Genomic DNA, 16,283 nt, shown 5'->3' on the forward strand with positions numbered 1-16,283 from the left:
CGCTAATACCCGGGGTTCGCCTGCATAAACACATAAGTGGCCCAGATCACAGCGGGGCGACTTCCGGGGAGCCGGAAGCGCTTGATACAAATTGCCCCGCGAGCACCTTCGGGGGACCTTCTCCGACGAGAGCCGCATATCTCAGCATTCCGCTGTAAACCCCCGTCGTACCCGCGTGCCGTCGCCTGCCTTCGCATGCGCCGCTCGCTCCGCTGTGCCCCGCTCCACCCCTCCCCCTCCCCCCCTGCCTGCTCAGGCATGTCTTCAGGAACGCCCATGCCCTCGCGCCCTGGTGCCGCGTGGCCCCTGGTGGCCGTGTTCACCGCCGGTTACCTCGCCTCCTACCTGCTTCCCACCATCGTCGGCCGGCTCAGCGCCCAACTGGGGCTGAGTCCCGCCCAGGCGGGCCTGGTCGGCAGCGCCCTGCTCCTCAGCTCGGCCGGCGCCGGATTCTCCCTGGCGGGCCGGGTCGAGCGGTACGGGGCACGCACCCCCGCCCGCGTCGGACTGGTGCTGGCCGCCATCGGCTACGGCTGGGCCGCGCTCGCCGGGTCCGTGCCGCTGGTGGTGCTCGGTGTCGTGGTCGGCGGATTCGGCTCCGGCACGGCGACAGCGGTCGCCGCGGCCGGGATCGCCGCGCGGCGCGACCCGCACCGGACGTCCTCGCTCGGGCTGCTCACCGTGTCCGCCACCGCGGGCGTCCTCTACCTGACGATTCCTCACCTGGGTGGCGGCCACCGGCTTCCGTTCGCCGCGATCGCCCTGGTCGCCCTGCTCGTCTGGCCCGCGACCGCCCGGCTCGGCGGGGCGACGACGGCCGGGGAGACCGCCTCGCCCATCGTCGGCCGGCTCCCGCACCGCCGCTCCGGGCTCGTCCTGGCGGGCGGCATGCTGGTCTGGTCCATGGCGCAGAACGCGCTGTGGGGCGTGAGCAGCCGTATCGGCGTGGTCCAGGCGGGACTGTCCGAGGTCACCGTCGGCGCGGTGTTCGCCGCCGCGCTCGGCGCGGGTCTGCTCGGTGTGACGGGCGCCGGGCTGCTCGGGGCGCGGCTCGGCCGGGCGGTGCCGATCGGGCTGGGGACCGTGGTCATCGCGGCGAGCATCGTGCTCAGCTCCTCGGCCCGGGATCTCGGATCGTTCGCGACCGGGGAGATCATGTGGAACACCGTCTACCCGGTGGTCCTCTCCTACCTCATCGGCCTGGCCGCCTCCCTGGACGTGCGCGGCCGCTGGGCGGTGCTGGCGGGCTCCGCCTCCTCCGTGGGGGTGGCCTGCGGTCCGCTGCTGGGCAGCGTGCTCTCCGAGGAGGCCGGCTATCCGGCGATGGGGCTGGTCCTGGGGGCGGCCACCCTGCTGGTCGCCGCCCCGGTGACCGCCGTGGCGCTGCACACCGGCGGCCGTCCGCTGGTGCCCGGTTCGGTGCGCCGTCGCGGTGGCGCCCCGGCCGCCCTGCTCGCCGCCACCACCGGGAGCCTGTCCGGTGCGGTGCCGAAGCTCGGCTCACCGGAGCAGGCCGTCACGGAGCTGCGGGTACCCGCCCTGCGGCGCGGGCGGCTGGTGCGCAGCGCGATCCGGACGGCCGGTCCGGACGGCGGTTCCGGTCAGTCGAACGCGTACGCCTCGACCTCGGACAGGTAGCGCGCCCGGCGCTCCTCGTCGTGGTCGAGGAAGGCCGCCTCGAAAGAGTTGCGGGCCAGGGTGCGCAGTTGCTCCCGGTCCAGGGCGAGCGCGTCGCGGACGGCGTCGAAGTTGTCCCCGGCGTACCCGCCGAAGTAGGCGGGGTCGTCGGAGTTCACCGTGCACAGGAGTCCGGCGGCCATCATCCGCGGCAGCGGGTGGTCCTTGAGGGTGTCGACCGTGCGCAGCCTGACGTTGGACAGCGGACAGAGCGTGAGCGGCACCCGGTCGGCGACCAGCCGCTCCACCAGCTCCGGGTCCTCCAGGCAGCGCAGTCCGTGGTCGATGCGCTCGACGCCGAGGACGTCCAGGGCCTCCCGGATGTACTCCGGCGGGCCCTCCTCGCCCGCGTGGGCCACCTTGCGCAGGCCGAGTGCGGTGGCCGCCTCGTACACCTCGCGGAACTTGGCGGGCGGGTGGCCGACCTCGGCGGAGTCCAGGCCGATGGCGCTGATCCGGTGCAGATACGGCTTCGCCGCGTCCAGGGTGCCGAGGGCGGATTCGGCGGACAGGTCGCGCAGGAAGCACATGATCAGCTGGGTGGAGACGCCGTGGGTCTCCTCGCTGCGCTCCAGCGCCCGGCCGATCCCCTCGATGACGGTGCCGATGGGGACGCCCCGGGCGGTGTGGGCCTGCGGGTCGAAGAAGATCTCGGCGTGCCGGACGCCCTGGGCGGCGGCGCGGGCGAGGTAGGCGTCGACGAGTTCGGCGAAGTCCTCCTCGGTGCGCAGGACGGCCATCAGCGCGTAGTACAGGTCGAGGAAGGACTGGAGGTCCTCGAACCGGTAGGCGGCGCGCAGTTCGTCGGCGGTGGCGTAGGGCAGGGCCACCTCGTTGCGCTCCGCGAGAGCGAAGGCCAGCTCGGGTTCGAGGGTGCCTTCGATGTGGAGGTGGAGCTCTGCCTTGGGGAGGTGCACGGTGTCTCGCAAACGGTGGTGCTGATGGGAAAACGCGGGGTCGGTTCAGTGGTGCCGGGTGGGGACCGGGACCCGGATCAGGTCCTGGGCGACGGTGAGTTCGCCGTCGAAGCCGGCGGCGCGGGCCTGGGTCTCGAAGAGCTCCGGGTCGCCGTAGCGCTGGGAGAAGTGGGTCAGCACGAGGTGGCGGACGCCCGACTCCTTCCCCACCCGGGCGGCCTGTCCGGCGGTCAGGTGCCCGTGGTCGGCGGCCAGCTTCTCGTCCTCGTCGAGGAAGGTCGACTCGATGACCAGCATGTCGCAGCCCTCGGCGAGGGCGTACACCCCGTCGCAGAGCCGGGTGTCCATGACGAACGCGAACCGCTGCCCGCGCCGTTCCTCGGAGACCTGCTCCAGGGTGACGCCGCCGAGGACGCCCTCGCGCTGGAGGCGGCCCACGTCCGGTCCGGCGATGCCGTGCTCCTTCAGCAGGGCGGGCAGCATGCGCCGGGTGTCGGGCTCGGTGAGGCGGTAGCCGTACGACTCGACGGGGTGCGAGAGCTTCCTGCTGTCCAGGGTGTACGCCGGGGCGGTGGCGAGGACCCCGCCGGCTCCGGCGACCGAGGCCTGGTTCAGCTCGACGGTCTCGCGGTAGGCGGTGGCGTACCGCAGCCGGTCGAAGAAGTGCTGCCCGCTCGCCGGGTAGTGCGCGGTCACCGGGTGCGGCACCTGGTCGAGGTTGATCCGCTGGATCACCCCGGCGAGCCCGAGGGAGTGGTCGCCGTGGAAGTGGGTGACGCAGATCCGGTGGATGTCGTGCGCGGCGACCCCGGCCCGGAGCATCTGGCGCTGGGTGCCCTCGCCGGGATCGAAGAGGATGCCCTCGCCGTCCCAGCGCAGCAGATAGCCGTTGTGGTTGCGGTGCCGGGTGGGGACCTGGCTGGCGGTGCCGAGCACCACCAGCTCGCGTACGGACATGGCGCGGGACTCCGTTATCCGGGGGGCCACTGGAGGCCGCGGCCGCCCAGGACGTGTGCGTGGGCGTGGAAGACGGTCTGGCCGGCGCCGGAGCCCGTGTTGAGGATGATCCGGTAGCCGCTGCCGTCGACCTTCTCGTCGGCGGCGACCTCTCCGGCCTCGCGCAGGACGTCCGCGGCGATGAGCGGTTCGGCGGCGGCAAGGGTGGCCGCGTCCGGGTAGTGGACCTTCGGGATGACCAGGACGTGGGTCGGGGCCTGCGGGTTGATGTCGCGGAAGGCGACGGTGGTCTCGCTCTCGCGGACGATGGTCGCCGGGATCTCTCCCGAGACGATCTTGCAGAACAGGCAGTCGGACTGCGGCTCTCCCGCCATGGCCGGGCCTCCTCGTCGCTGGTGATCGGAACGTTCTCTGGTGATCAGTACGGTGATCAGTACAGGGGCATGCTATCGCCGGACCCGGGGCCGGGTTCAGCCCCAGCGCCCCGTACGCCCCAGCAGCAGCGCGGTCGCGGCCGTCCCGGCCGTGGAGGTGCGCAGCACGCTGCGGCCGAGCCGGTAGGGGCGGGCGCCCGCCTCGGCGAAGGCGGCCAGCTCCTGCGGGGAGACGCCGCCTTCCGGTCCGACGACGAGCACGATCGAGCCGGCGGCGGGGAGCTCGGCGGTGGCGAGGGGGGTGCTGTCGTGGTCGCGGTCCTCGTGGAGGACCCCGGCGAAGTCGGCGGCGGCGAGCAGGGCGGCGACCTGCTTGGTCGTCATGGCCTCGGCCACCTCGGGGAAGCGGACCCGGCGGGACTGCTTGCCCGCCTCCCTCGCCGTGCTGCGCCATTTCGACAGGGCCTTGGCACCACGCTCGCCCTTCCACTGGGTGATGCAGCGGGCCGCCTGCCAGGGCACGATCGCGTCGACGCCGGTCTCGGTCATCGTCTCGACCGCCAGCTCGCCCCGGTCGCCCTTGGGGAGCGCCTGGACGACGGTGATCCGCGGGGCGGGCGCGGGCTCCTCGTGGATGCGGTCGAGGCCGGTGACCGTGAGGCGGTCCTTGCCCTCGGCGGCGCGCACGACGCCCTCCGCCCAGTGGCCGAGCCCGTCGGTGAGGACGACGTCCTCGCCGGGCTGGAGCCGCTTGACGGAGACGGCGTGCCGCCCTTCGGGTCCGTCCAGGACGAACTCCGGCCCGGCGGGCATCCGTTCGACGACGAAGACCGGTGCGGTCACCGGGGGCTCCTCATGCTCAGGGCCGACCGGGCGGCCTCCAGTTCGGCGGCGAGCAGCTCGATCAGCTCGCCGGCGGGCAGTTCGCGGGCCATCCGGTGGCCCTGACCGGCCCACAGGGCCATGCCCTGGGCGTCCCCGGCCTTGGCGGCGGCCCGGCGCAGCCCGCTGGTGACGTAGTGGACCTGGGGGTAGGCGGCGGGGGCGTACGGGCCGTGTTCGCGGACGAAGCGGTTGACCAGGCCGCGGGCGGGCCGTCCGGAGAAGGCGCGCGTCAGCTCGGTGCGGACGAACAGCGGGTTGGTCAGGGCCTGCTTGTGCAGCGGGTGCGCCCCGGACTCGGGGCAGACCAGGAAGGCGGTGCCGAGCTGGGCGGCGTCCGCGCCCGCCGCGAGGACGGCGGCGATCTGCGCGCCGCGCATCAGTCCGCCGGCGGCGACGATCGGGATCTGCACGGTCTCGCGGACCTGGGTGATGAGGGAGAGCAGCCCGGTGCCGGTCTGGTCGACCTGCGGGTCGTCGCGGTGGGTGGACTGGTGGCCGCCCGCCTCGACGCCCTGGACGCAGACGGTGTCGGCGCCCGCCCACTGGGCGCTCTGCGCCTCCTCGGCCGAGGTGACCGTGACGACGGTGTGCGTCCCGGCCCTGGCGAAGGCGTCCAGGGTGTCGCGGGTCGGGCAGCCGAAGGTGAAGGAGACCACCGGAACGGGGTCCTCCAGCAGGATCGCGACCTTCGCCTCGTACCCGTCGTCGCCGCTGCTGTCCGGGTCGCCGAGCGGGGTCTCGTACCAGGCGGCCTCTCCGGCGAGCTGGTGGCGGTAGACCTCGACGGCGCTGGGGTCGGCGAGCGCGGGCTGCGGCATGAAGAGGTTGACGCCGAACGGTCCGCCGGTGAGCCGGCGCAGCTGTTTGATCTCGTTGTACATCCCGTCCGCCGTCTTGTACCCGGCGGCCAGGAATCCGAGCCCGCCGGCTTCGGCGACGGCCCCGGCGAGCTGGGGTCCGGACGTGCCGCCCGCCATAGGGGCCTGCACGATCGGATACCGGCAGAGATCGGTCAACTCGGAGGACATGACCGCATCGTGCCACGTCCCGTGCACGGGGCCGAATCAGCCAGCCGCCCGCCCTGACCGGTTCTCCCGCCGTACGCCGCACCGCCCGCCGGTTCGGAACCGGCGGGCGGTGCGGTGAAAGGCGGAAAGCGGTTCAGCGGCCGTTGAAAGCGTCCTTCAGACGGGAGAAGAGCCCCTGCTGACCTGGCTGAAACTGGCCCAGGGGCCGCTCCTCGCCGCGCAGCTTGGACAGCTCCCGCAGCAGCCGCTCCTGTTCCGCGTCGAGCTTGGAGGGGGTCATCACCTCGACGTGCACGATCAGGTCGCCCCGGCCGCCACCGCGCAGATGCGTGATGCCGCGCCCGTGCAGGGGCACGGACTGGCCGGACTGGGTGCCGGGCCGGATGTCGATCTCCTCCAGGCCGTCCAGCGTCTCCAACGGGCACTTCGTGCCGAGGGCCGCCGCCGTCATGGGGATGGTGACCGTGCAGTGCAGATCGTCGCCGCGCCGCTGGAACACGGCGTGCGGCAGCTCGTGGATCTCCACGTACAGATCGCCGGGCGGGCCGCCGCCGGGGCCGACCTCGCCCTCGCCGGCGAGCTGGATACGGGTGCCGTTGTCGACGCCCGCGGGGATCTTCACGGTCAGGGTGCGCCGCGAGCGGATGCGGCCGTCGCCGGCGCACTCCGGGCACGGGGTGGGCACGACCGTGCCGAAACCCTGGCACTGCGGGCAGGGCCGCGAGGTCATGACCTGGCCCAGGAAGGACCGGGTGACCTGCGAGACCTCGCCGCGACCGCGACACATGTCACAGGTCTGGGCGGACGTGCCGGGGGCCGCGCCCTCGCCGCTGCAGGTGTTGCAGACGACGGCCGTGTCGACCTGGATGTCCTTGGTGGTGCCGAAGGCCGCCTCGTTGAGGTCGATCTCCAGCCGGATCATGGCGTCCTGGCCTCTCCGGGTCCGCGAACGGGGCCCGCGCTGCGCGGCGTTGCCGAAGAACGCGTCCATGATGTCGGAGAAGTTGCCGAAGCCGCCGGCTCCGAAACCGCCCGCGCCGCCACCGCCGCCACTGGCGGAGAGGGGATCACCGCCGAGGTCGTAGACCTGCTTCTTCTGCGGGTCCGAGAGCACCTCGTAAGCGGCGTTGATCTCCTTGAACCGCTCCTGGGTCTTCGGGTCCGGGTTGACATCCGGGTGCAGCTCGCGGGCGAGCCGACGGAATGCCTTCTTGATCTCGTCCTGAGATGCGTCGCGGCGCACGCCGAGTACGGCGTAGTAGTCCGTGGCCACTTACGACTCCGCCAGGATCTGTCCGACGTAACGTGCCACTGCGCGTACCGCTCCCATCGTTCCGGGGTAGTCCATGCGGGTCGGTCCGACCACGCCGAGTTTGGCGACTGCCTCGTCGCCCGAACCGTAGCCGACCGCGACGACGGACGTGGAGTTGAGCCCCTCGTGGGCGTTCTCGTGCCCGATCCGTACGGTCATGCCGGAGTCCGTGGCCTCACCGAGCAGCTTCAGCAGGACGACCTGTTCCTCCAGTGCTTCCAGCACCGGCCGGATCATCACCGGGAAGTCGTGTCCGAAGCGGGTGAGGTTGGAGGTGCCGCCGATCATCAGCCGCTCCTCCGTCTCCTCGACCAGTGTTTCGAGGAGGGTGGAAAGGACCGTGGAAACCGTCCCCCGGTCCTCGCTGTCGAAGGATTCCGGCAGCTCCTGCACCAGCTGCGGGACATCCGCGAAGCGGCGTCCGACGACCCGGCTGTTGAGCCGGGCCCGCAGATCCGCGAGCGATGCCTCGCCGAACGGCGCAGGGCAGTCGATCATACGCTGTTCGACCCGGCCGGTGTCCGTGATCAGGACGAGCATCAGCCGGGCGGGCGCGAGCGCCAGCAGTTCCACGTGCCGCACCGTCGAGCGGGTCAGCGAGGGGTACTGCACGACGGCGACCTGCCGGGTGAGCTGCGCGAGCAGCCGCACCGTCCGGCCGACCACGTCGTCGAGGTCGACCGCGCCGTCGAGGAAGTTCTGGATGGCCCGGCGCTCGGGCGAGGACAGCGGCTTGACGCCCGCGAGCTTGTCGACGAAGAGGCGGTACCCCTTGTCGGTCGGGATGCGTCCCGCGCTCGTGTGCGGCTGGGCGATGAAGCCCTCGTCCTCCAGCACCGCCATGTCGTTGCGGACGGTGGCCGGGGAGACTCCCAGCCGGTGCCGCTCGGTCAGCGCCTTGGAGCCGACGGGCTCCTCGGTGCCGACATAGTCCTGGACGATGGCGCGCAGCACTTCGAGTCTGCGTTCGCTGAGCATCGCGCACACCTCCAGCTGTATTTCTCCGGTGTCTGTCTGGCACTCGGTGCGTTCGAGTGCCAGCAATCCCCGCGGTCAGTGTACGGGGGTGGGGTGGGGCCGGGGCAAGGGCGACCGGCCACGCTCCCACGAGACTGCGCAGGTCGTTGCCGATAGCGTCGTGGTATGGACGTCGCTTGGGAAGACTTCGGCTGGGAGCGGTTGGGCAACGGTATCGGCAGGCGGCGCCTCCCCGGCTGGGATGCCACCGCCGCGCTGGTCGCCGGGCCGGAGGGCGCACTGCTGTACGACACCGGCGCCACGCTGCGCGAGGGGGTCGAGCTGCGGCGGCAGACCGAGGCGCTGCTCGGGCGGAGGGTGACGCATATCGCACTGAGCCATCCGCACTTCGACCATGTGCTGGGCACCGCCGCGTTCGCCGGGGCCCAGGTGTACGGGGCGGTGGGCGTCGCGGCCCTGCTGCGCGCCGGCGCGGAGGGCCTGTGCGCCTCGGCGGTGCGCCACGGGGTACCGGAGGACGAGGCGGCCCGGTCGGCGGACACGCTGGTGGTCCCGCACCACGAGGTGTGCGGCGACTGGACGCTCGACCTGGGCGGCGGCCGTCAGGTGCTGCTGGCGAACGTGGGCCCCGGGCACAGCGGCCATGACCTCGCGGCGCTGGTGCCGGGCACGGGCGGCGAGCCTCCGGTGGTGTTCTGCGGCGACCTGGTCGAGGAGTCGGGCGAGCCGCAGGCGGGCCGGGACGCGATCACCTCGCGCTGGCCGGCCGCGCTGGAGAGGCTGCTGGCGCTGGGCGGCGAGGACGCGCGGTACGTGCCGGGGCACGGGGCGGTGGTGGACGCGGCGTTCGTACGGGCGCAGCGGGCGTCGCTGGCGGAGCGCTTCGACGTGGACCTCGACGCGGGATCCGGCGTGGGACCCGGCGTGGACCTCGACGTGGACCTCAACGCCGGACTCGACGTGGGATGAGCCCTGACGCGGGTACGGCGAATATCGTCGTGCCATGCGCAGCTACCAGCCGGACCTGACCCCGCCGTGGAAGAGGTCCGCCCCCGTGCCCGAGGTGCCCGCCGAGCCCGATCTGGTCGTGGAGGAGGTCTCCACCGGCTTCTGCGGGGCGGTGATCCGCTGCGAGAAGACGGCCCAGGGGCCGACGGTGACCCTGGAGGACCGCTTCGGCAAGCACCGGGTGTTCCCGATGGAGCCGCGCGGCTTCCTGCTGGAGGGCAAGGTCGTCACGCTGGTGCGCCCGGGTCCCGGCGGTCCCGTGCGTCCCACCCGTACGGCCTCCGGGTCGGTGGCGGTGCCCGGGGCGCGGGCCCGGGTGGCGCGGGCCGGGCGGATCTACGTGGAGGGCCGGCACGACGCGGAGCTGGTAGAGCGGGTGTGGGGCGACGACCTGCGCATCGAGGGCGTGGTCGTGGAGTACCTGGAGGGCGTGGACGACCTTCCGGCGATCGTCGGGGAGTTCGCGCCGGGGCCCGACGCCCGGCTGGGGGTGCTGGTGGACCATCTGGTGCCCGGCTCCAAGGAGTCCCGGATCGCGGCTCAGGTGACCGGTGACCACGTGCTGGTGGTGGGGCACCCGTACATCGACGTGTGGGAGGCGGTGAAGCCGTCCTCGGTGGGGATCGACGCCTGGCCGGTGGTGCCGAGGGGGCAGGACTGGAAGACGGGCGTGTGCCGGGCGCTGGGGTGGCCGGAGAACACCGGGGCGGCCTGGCAGCACATCCTGTCCAAGGTCCGCAGCTACAAGGACCTCGAACCCCAACTCCTGGGCAGGGTAGAGGAATTGATTGACTTCGTCACCCTTCCGGACTGATGTCCGGGGCCTGATTCCGGCCTGATACCGGCCGGTTGCCGGACTGTCGAAGAGGATCTCGTACCGATCCCTATGAATGCCTGCGTCCCACACGCACCATCGGTTATTGAGGGGGAAGAACGGGCAGGCGGTTCACGAGCCGAGCGGCTCACGGGGGAAGGGCACGGTGCGATGGTGCGCGAGGTCTGGCGGGACAGTGCGGACAACGAGGCGGCCTCGGCCGTCTTCCACCTGATGCAGCAGCTGATCGACCGGTACCGGGTCAACCGGCCGGTGATGCCGCTCGTGGTGGTCCAGGCGGCGGACGCCGGGGCCGGGCCGGAGATCGACGCGCGGGTGGAACAGCTGGTGCATCAGGTGCACCGGGCGAACGAGCTGCGGCGGGTTCCGGTGCGGCTGCTGGACGGCGAGGGGGCGACCCCGTACGAGGCGGCGCTCGCCATGGTGCGCACGCTCTCCGAGAAGCCGTGGGAGACCCGCGAGAACACCCAGTACAAGAACTTCTCCTTTCCCCGCTCCCGGCTGCTCGGGGCGATCGAACAGGCCACCGCGACGGTGGTCGAGCAGTCCGACGGGAACACCTCCGAGATACGCGAGGAAAGGATTCTGGAGCAGCTGAGCCGGCTGCGGTGGCGGTCCGGCCGGCCGCGCGGGGGCACCCGGTGGGCCTCGCTGCGGCAGTCGGTGCGGCCCGAGACGTTCGTCGGCGCGCTCTTCATCGCCCTGCTCAGCGTGCTGCTCGGGGAGATCGACTGGCTGCTGACCGCCCTGGTGGCGGCCGTCGCGCTGATCGGGCTCGCCGTGGTGGGCCTGGCGAGCCGGGCCGCGCCGCCGCTGCTGTGGCTGCGCCGGGCCAGCCGGTGGTTCGCCACCACCTCGTCCCTGGCCGCGTCCAGCACCGGCTATCCCTCGGACGGCTGGTCGTGGTTGTCGCCGAGCGGTTCGTGGCGGGTGATCCGGGCGCGGGCGGCGGCGGTCGCGGAGCGGGTGGCCGACGCGGGGGCGGGCGACGAGTACGCGCGCCAGTTCCATCTGGAGCTGCGGGTGCAGGCGCTGCTGGAGGATCTGCGGCACAACTACCGCCCGCACTCCCTGGACTGGCGGCGCAGCAAGCGCACGGTCCCGCCGGTGGTGTTCCTGCCCCGGGCCACCCAGGACAACGGCGGCATCCTGCTGATCAACGCGATCAACAGCGTACGGTCGCGGCGCAGCGAGGTGGATCCGCTGCTGCTGCTCGCCTCGCTCCAGGCCCCCGAGATCATGCGGCACACCCCGCCGCTGCCCCCGGAGCGGCCGGGTCCCGGTGCGCCGACCGGTTCGTCCGGGGCGCGGGCCCGCTACGAGCGCTGGGTGGACGATCTGAGTCTGGGCCAGTCGCCGGTGGCGGCGGCGACCCTGGCGTGGGTGCTCCTGCTGCCGCTGTCCACCGAGAAGCTGACCCACGAGCACGCGCACGCGCAGCTCGTCACCCATCGGGTGCGGCGGACCTGGGCGTGGTGGGTGATGTCGCGGGCGAGCGTCGCCGTGCTCGTCGTGGGCAGTCTGCTGGGGGCGTTCCTGTGGGCCGGGCACTGGCGCGAGACGTACTGCCACGGGCCGCTGACCGACCGGAACACGGACGCGATCTGGGCGGGGAAGGGGGACGACCGGGAGTGCGTGGGGGTGGCGACCGCGCCCGAGGTGCTCTTCGCGCGGGGCAACGGCCTGGAGCTGAACGGAGCGGGGAAGGGCATCACCTTCGAGCGGATCGAGCAGGCGATCCGGGCCGAGAACGACGACATCGAGCCGGGCGACGCGTACGTGACGGTCGTGTACGCCGGTCCGCTCACCGCCACGGGCAAGGACCCGGAGGCGACCCGCAAGGGCCTGGAGGAGCTGACCGGCGTCTATCTGCAGCAGCGGGCGGTGAACAAGACCGTGCGCCGGTCGGTGAAGCTGCGGGTGCTGACCGCGAACGGCGGCGAGGACATGCTGCGGCAGCTCACCGCCGTGCGGAAGATCATCGAGGTGGCCCGGCGGGATCCGACGGTGGTCGGGGTGGTCGGTCTCGGCCGCAACACCCAGGAGAGCGAGAAGGCGACGAAGCTGCTGCGCGAGGCCGGGCTGCCGGTGGTGAACACGACGAACTCCAGCAGCGACCTGCCCCGGGAGTTCCCCAACTACTTCGGGCTCGCGGCGACGGACGAGGAGCAGACGCATGTGCTGGGGCTGGTCGCCCGGCAGATCGCGAAGGGCCTCGACCGCCCGCACGCGATCGTGCTGTCGCGCACGGACCGCAACGGGGACCTGGACCGGTACACCGCCGAGCAGCGGGACGCGGGCCGGAAGATGCTGGAGGACGCGGGCTTCGAGCCGGGCAGGCCCGTGACGTACGACCTCGCGGGCGGGGCGAGCCTGAACACCCCGCTGACGACCATCTGCCAGGCCGAGCGGGTGCCCGACGCGCTGTACTTCGCCGGGCGGGTCGAGGACGTGCCGACGCTGATGCGTGGCCTGTCGGAGACCACCGGGTGCTCGGACCGGCGGATGACGGTGTTCACCGGGGACGATCTGACGAAGGGGACGTTCGACGACAGCACGTCGATCGCGGCCAACGTCACGCTCTACCACAGCTCGCTCGCCCCGCTGGACCGGGGAAAGAACCTCGGCTTCTACGGGGACGCCTACCGCACGCTGCGGGCGCTGCACCCGGAGGGGGAGGTCACCGCGCTGGCGTCGGGGCGTCCGGCGTACGAGGACGATCTGTTCGCCAGTGGGCAGACCGTCATCTCCTACAGCGCGACGGCCGCCCTGTACGACGCGGCGGCGCGCGGCGACAAGCGCCGGAGTGCGGCGGAGACCTGGGCGACGCTGCACACGGTGGACCTCAACAACATGCCGACGGGGACGATCTCGTTCAGCAGGGCGAGGTCCTCGGTCTCCGACAACGTGCACGGCCTCAACATCGTCAAGGTGGTCCGCCCCGGGCCGAGCGCCGAGCGGACCCTCGTGTGCGGCAAGCCAGCCGGGGTCTCGCCCCCGCTGACGGCGAAGGACTGCAGGCCGTGAGGCCCGCTCCCCGGGTCAGTCGACCAGGTCGCGGACGACGGCGTCGGCCAGAAGCCGCCCGCGCAGGGTGAGGACCGCACGGCCCTTCCCGTACGGCTCCGGGTCCAGCAGCCCGTCCGTCAGGGCGCGGCGGGAGGCGGCGAGGCCGTCGGGCTTCAGGAGGGAGAGCGGGCAGCCGTCGCGCAGCCGCAGCTCCAGCAGGATGCGCTCGACCCGGCGGTCCTCCTGGCCCAGGATCTCGCGGCCCGCGCCGGGCGAGCGGCCCTCGGAGAGCGCCTGGGCGTACGCGCCGGGGTGCTTCACGTTCCACCAGCGGACCCCGCCGACGTGGCTGTGGGCGCCGGGGCCCGCGCCCCACCAGTCGGCGCCGCGCCAGTACAGCTCGTTGTGCAGGCAGCGGCCGGCCTCGGTGGTGGCCCAGTTGGAGACCTCGTACCAGTCGAAGCCGGCGGCGGCGAACGCCTCGTCCGCGATGAGGTAGCGGTCGGCGTGCGCGTCGTCGTCGGTCATCGGGATCTCGCCGCGCCGGATGCGGCGGGCGAGCTGGGTGCCCTCCTCGACGATCAGGGCGTACGCGGAGACGTGGTCGGGGCCCGCGCCGATCGCGGCGTCCAGGGTGGCCCGCCAGTCGTCGTCGGACTCGCCGGGGGTGCCGTAGATCAGGTCGAGGTTGACGTGGTCGAAGCCCGCCGCACGGGCCTCGGCGACACAGGCCTCGGGGCGGCCGGGGGTGTGCGTGCGGTCCAGGATCTTCAGGACGTGCTGCTTGGCGCTCTGCATGCCGAAGGAGACCCGGTTGAAGCCGCCCTCGCGCAGCGCGGCCAGGTAGGCCGGGTCGACGGACTCCGGGTTGGCCTCGGTGGTGATCTCCGCGTCGTCCGCGAGCCCGAACTCCTCCCTGATCGCCGCCAGCATCCGCACGAGATCGGCGGCGGGCAGCAGGGTGGGCGTGCCGCCGCCGACGAAGACCGTGCGCACGGGTCGGGGGTCGTCGCCGAGGACCTTGCGGGCCTGGCGGACCTCCTCGATCAGGTGGGCGGCGTAGTTGTCGCGGGAGGCCAGCGCCCCGCCGGTGCCGCGCAGCTCGGTGGCCGTGTAGGTGTTGAAGTCGCAGTAGCCGCAGCGGGTGGCGCAGTAGGGGACGTGCAGGTAGAAGCCGAGCGGGCGGTCGGCTGCGCCTTCCAGGGCGTGGCGGGGCAGCGCCCCGTCGTCGGGCACGGGCTCACCATCGGGCAGTACGGAAGGCATACCGTCCATTGTCGCTCGCTCCGGACGTGCTTCAGTCCGCGTGGAGGACCAGCAGGGCCACATCGTCGTCCGGTGGCTGCTCGGCGAACTCGTGGACGGCCCGTCTGATCCGCTCGGCCGTCGCCTCGGCGGGCAGTCCGGCGCACCCGGCGAGAACCCGGGCCAGCCCGTCCCCGTCGTCGAACATCAGCGGGCCCGACCGGCGCTCGGTCACCCCGTCCGTGACGCAGAGGAGGGTGTCCCCGGGCGCCAGGTCGAAGATCTGGCTCTCGTACGCCACGTCCTCCACCACCCCCAGCAGCACCTGCGGATCGGCCGCCGGGCGTACGGAGCCGTCGGGGCGCAGCAGCAGCGGCAGCGGGTGCCCCGCGCTGGCCACCGTGCAGCGGACCCCGCCGTCGGGGAGCGGCACGACCTCCCCGTACAGCAGGGAGAGGAACCGTGACTGGGTGCCGTCGTGGAGCTGCTGGCCCCCGGCGGCGGCGACCATCAGGGCGGCGGCCTCGGCGGCCTCCATGGCGTCGTCGAGGAGCAGCCGGTTCAGCCGGTCCAGGACCTCCCCGACGCCGAAGCCCTCCCGGGAGAGCAGCCGCAGCCAGGGGCGGGCGAGGCCGGTGACGACGGCGGCCTCGGGGCCGCTGCCCTGGACGTCGCCGAGGACGAAGCACCAGCGGTCGCCGGGGCACGGGAAGATGTCGTAGAAGTCACCGCCGACCACCCCGTCGTCGCTCGGTTCGTAGACGAGGGCACTGGTGACGCCGGGGATCTCGGCGACCTTGCTGGGGAGCAGGCCGCGCTGGAGGATCCGGCTGATGGTGGCCTGCCGGGTGTAGGCGCGGGCCGCGCCGACGGCGAGGCCGAGGCGGCGGACGAAGTCCTCGATCAGCGACGCCACCGCCTCCGGCACCTGGGCGACGCCCTCGCGGCCGACGAGGACGGTGCCGAGCGCCCGGCCGGCCGCGGTGATCCGGAACGCGAGCGCGGCCCTGTCCCGGCCGCCGGGGTGCGGGGGCGGTGCGGGGGTGTCCTCCCGGTCCTCCTCGGCGGGGTGGGCTGGCCAGGGCACGGGGACGGACACGGGACCGGGGCCGACGCCGGCCGGGAGGCGGAGGGGCTCCCTCTCCAGGGCGGCGCGCAGGGGCTCGGTGCCGGTCTCCTCGCTGTGCCAGACCCGGGCGAGCCGGGGTTCGGCGGCCGGTCCCGCGCCCTCGGTCTCCAGCCAGATCGCGCACCAGTCCGCCAGCCGGGGCACCAGGAGCTGGCCCGCTATGGCGGCCACCAGGTCCTCGTCGAGCTGCCCGGCGAGCAGGTCGGAGGCCTCGGCGAGGAAGGCCGGGGCGCCCCGGCTGTCCCAGACCGTGTCGTCGCGCTCGGTGCGCCTGGCCGCGGGGGCGAGGATCTCGGCGGCGCGCAGGCCGCGTCTGAGGGCCTCCCCGTCGGGCGGGGCGGGCGGGGCGCTCCAGTCGTCGACGGGGAGGCGGGCCCAGACGGTCTTGAGGCCGGTGCGGTAGGTGATGCCCCAGGAGTCGGCGAGGGTGGCGACGAGCTGGAGGCCCCGGCCGTACTCGGCGGGGTCGGGCAGCTCCCCCGGACGCACCCCGGCCGGTCCGGGGTCCGCCCCGGGCTCGTCGCCGCTCACCGGGCGGGCCGGGTGGTGGTCGGTGACCTCCAGGACGAGGGCGGCGGACGGCTCGTCGCCGCCTTCCTCCTCCAGCCTGAGAACCAGGTCGACGGTGGTCCCGGCGTGCACCACGGCGTTGGTGACCAGCTCGTTGGTGACGGTCACGGCGTCGTCGGCCAGCCGGTCGCTGAAGCCCACGGCGGCGGGCACCCCGAGCCCGGTCCACTCCGCGAGCGCCGCCCGCACGAACCGGCGGGCTGCGGACGGGGCGAGCGGGATGCCGGGCAGGCTGGTGCGGCTGGCCAGGCGCGGGCCGTGCGCGTGCCCGGCACGGGTGGTGCCGGGACGCTGCACGGTGTCCCGCTGCAAGGGAATGGGCGCCACGGTGCGGCTCCTACGGTCCGACGACACCGACA

13 protein-coding genes are annotated in these 16,283 nt (G+C 73.1%); 4 read left to right on the top strand and 9 right to left on the bottom strand.

Annotated features, from left to right (window positions below):
* Positions 1–276: 276 nt before the first annotated feature.
* Complete coding sequence (locus IE272_RS03860; protein ID WP_190006248.1) at positions 277–1,638, top strand: MFS transporter; 1,362 nt, start codon at positions 277–279, stop codon at positions 1,636–1,638.
* Here IE272_RS03860 and IE272_RS03865 read toward each other — a convergent pair.
* The 7 genes from IE272_RS03865 to hrcA form a co-directional block, all read right to left on the bottom strand.
* Positions 1,602–2,594, bottom strand: a complete 993-nt coding sequence (locus IE272_RS03865; RefSeq protein ID WP_050360129.1) for an adenosine deaminase — start codon at positions 2,592–2,594, stop codon at positions 1,602–1,604. The genes IE272_RS03860 and IE272_RS03865 overlap by 37 nt on opposite strands.
* Positions 2,595–2,639: 45 nt before the next feature.
* Complete coding sequence (locus IE272_RS03870; RefSeq protein ID WP_190006249.1) at positions 2,640–3,551, bottom strand: ribonuclease Z; 912 nt, start codon at positions 3,549–3,551, stop codon at positions 2,640–2,642.
* Positions 3,552–3,565: 14 nt separating this feature from the next.
* On the bottom strand, positions 3,566–3,925 hold the full coding sequence (locus IE272_RS03875; protein WP_050360087.1) for a histidine triad nucleotide-binding protein: 360 nt from the start codon (positions 3,923–3,925) through the stop codon (positions 3,566–3,568).
* Positions 3,926–4,021: 96 nt separating this feature from the next.
* Positions 4,022–4,768 (bottom strand): 16S rRNA (uracil(1498)-N(3))-methyltransferase, encoded by a 747-nt coding sequence (locus tag IE272_RS03880; RefSeq protein ID WP_190006250.1) that lies wholly within the window; start codon positions 4,766–4,768, stop codon positions 4,022–4,024.
* Positions 4,765–5,838, bottom strand: a complete 1,074-nt coding sequence (locus IE272_RS03885; RefSeq protein WP_097910800.1) for a nitronate monooxygenase — start codon at positions 5,836–5,838, stop codon at positions 4,765–4,767. The genes IE272_RS03880 and IE272_RS03885 overlap by 4 nt, the downstream gene beginning before the upstream one ends.
* Before the next feature lie 133 nt (positions 5,839–5,971).
* On the bottom strand, positions 5,972–7,111 hold the full coding sequence (gene dnaJ / locus IE272_RS03890) for a molecular chaperone DnaJ (RefSeq protein ID WP_007449607.1): 1,140 nt from the start codon (positions 7,109–7,111) through the stop codon (positions 5,972–5,974).
* A complete protein-coding gene (gene hrcA, locus IE272_RS03895; RefSeq protein ID WP_018961217.1) occupies positions 7,112–8,128 on the bottom strand; it encodes a heat-inducible transcriptional repressor HrcA in 1,017 nt (338 codons plus the stop codon).
* 165 nt (positions 8,129–8,293) lie between these two features.
* Here hrcA and IE272_RS03900 point away from each other — a divergent pair, with 165 nt between their 5' ends.
* The 3 genes from IE272_RS03900 to IE272_RS03910 all read left to right on the top strand — a co-directional run bounded on the left by IE272_RS03900 (position 8,294) and on the right by IE272_RS03910 (position 12,998).
* Positions 8,294–9,097 carry an MBL fold metallo-hydrolase gene (locus IE272_RS03900; RefSeq protein ID WP_050360089.1) on the top strand — a complete coding sequence of 268 codons (804 nt, stop codon included), beginning with the start codon at positions 8,294–8,296 and terminating at the stop codon, positions 9,095–9,097.
* 34 nt (positions 9,098–9,131) lie between these two features.
* Entirely contained in the window at positions 9,132–9,950 is an 819-nt protein-coding gene (locus tag IE272_RS03905) for a DUF3097 domain-containing protein (protein WP_050360090.1), read from the top strand.
* Positions 9,951–10,121: 171 nt separating this feature from the next.
* Complete coding sequence (locus IE272_RS03910) at positions 10,122–12,998, top strand: ABC transporter substrate-binding protein (RefSeq protein ID WP_190006251.1); 2,877 nt, start codon at positions 10,122–10,124, stop codon at positions 12,996–12,998.
* A 15-nt stretch (positions 12,999–13,013) separates the two neighbouring features.
* On the opposite strand, the gene hemW is transcribed toward IE272_RS03910, so the two are convergent.
* Together hemW and IE272_RS03920 are read right to left on the bottom strand one after the other, a co-directional pair.
* Positions 13,014–14,255: a radical SAM family heme chaperone HemW gene (gene hemW, locus IE272_RS03915; RefSeq protein ID WP_056706856.1), complete on the bottom strand. Its 1,242-nt coding sequence runs from the start codon at positions 14,253–14,255 to the stop codon at positions 13,014–13,016.
* Positions 14,256–14,277: 22 nt separating this feature from the next.
* Complete coding sequence (locus IE272_RS03920) at positions 14,278–16,251, bottom strand: ATP-binding SpoIIE family protein phosphatase (RefSeq protein ID WP_190006252.1); 1,974 nt, start codon at positions 16,249–16,251, stop codon at positions 14,278–14,280.
* Positions 16,252–16,283 lie beyond the last annotated feature (32 nt).

The organism is Streptomyces anulatus (assembly GCF_014650675.1).
GTDB lineage: Bacteria > Actinomycetota > Actinomycetes > Streptomycetales > Streptomycetaceae > Streptomyces > Streptomyces anulatus.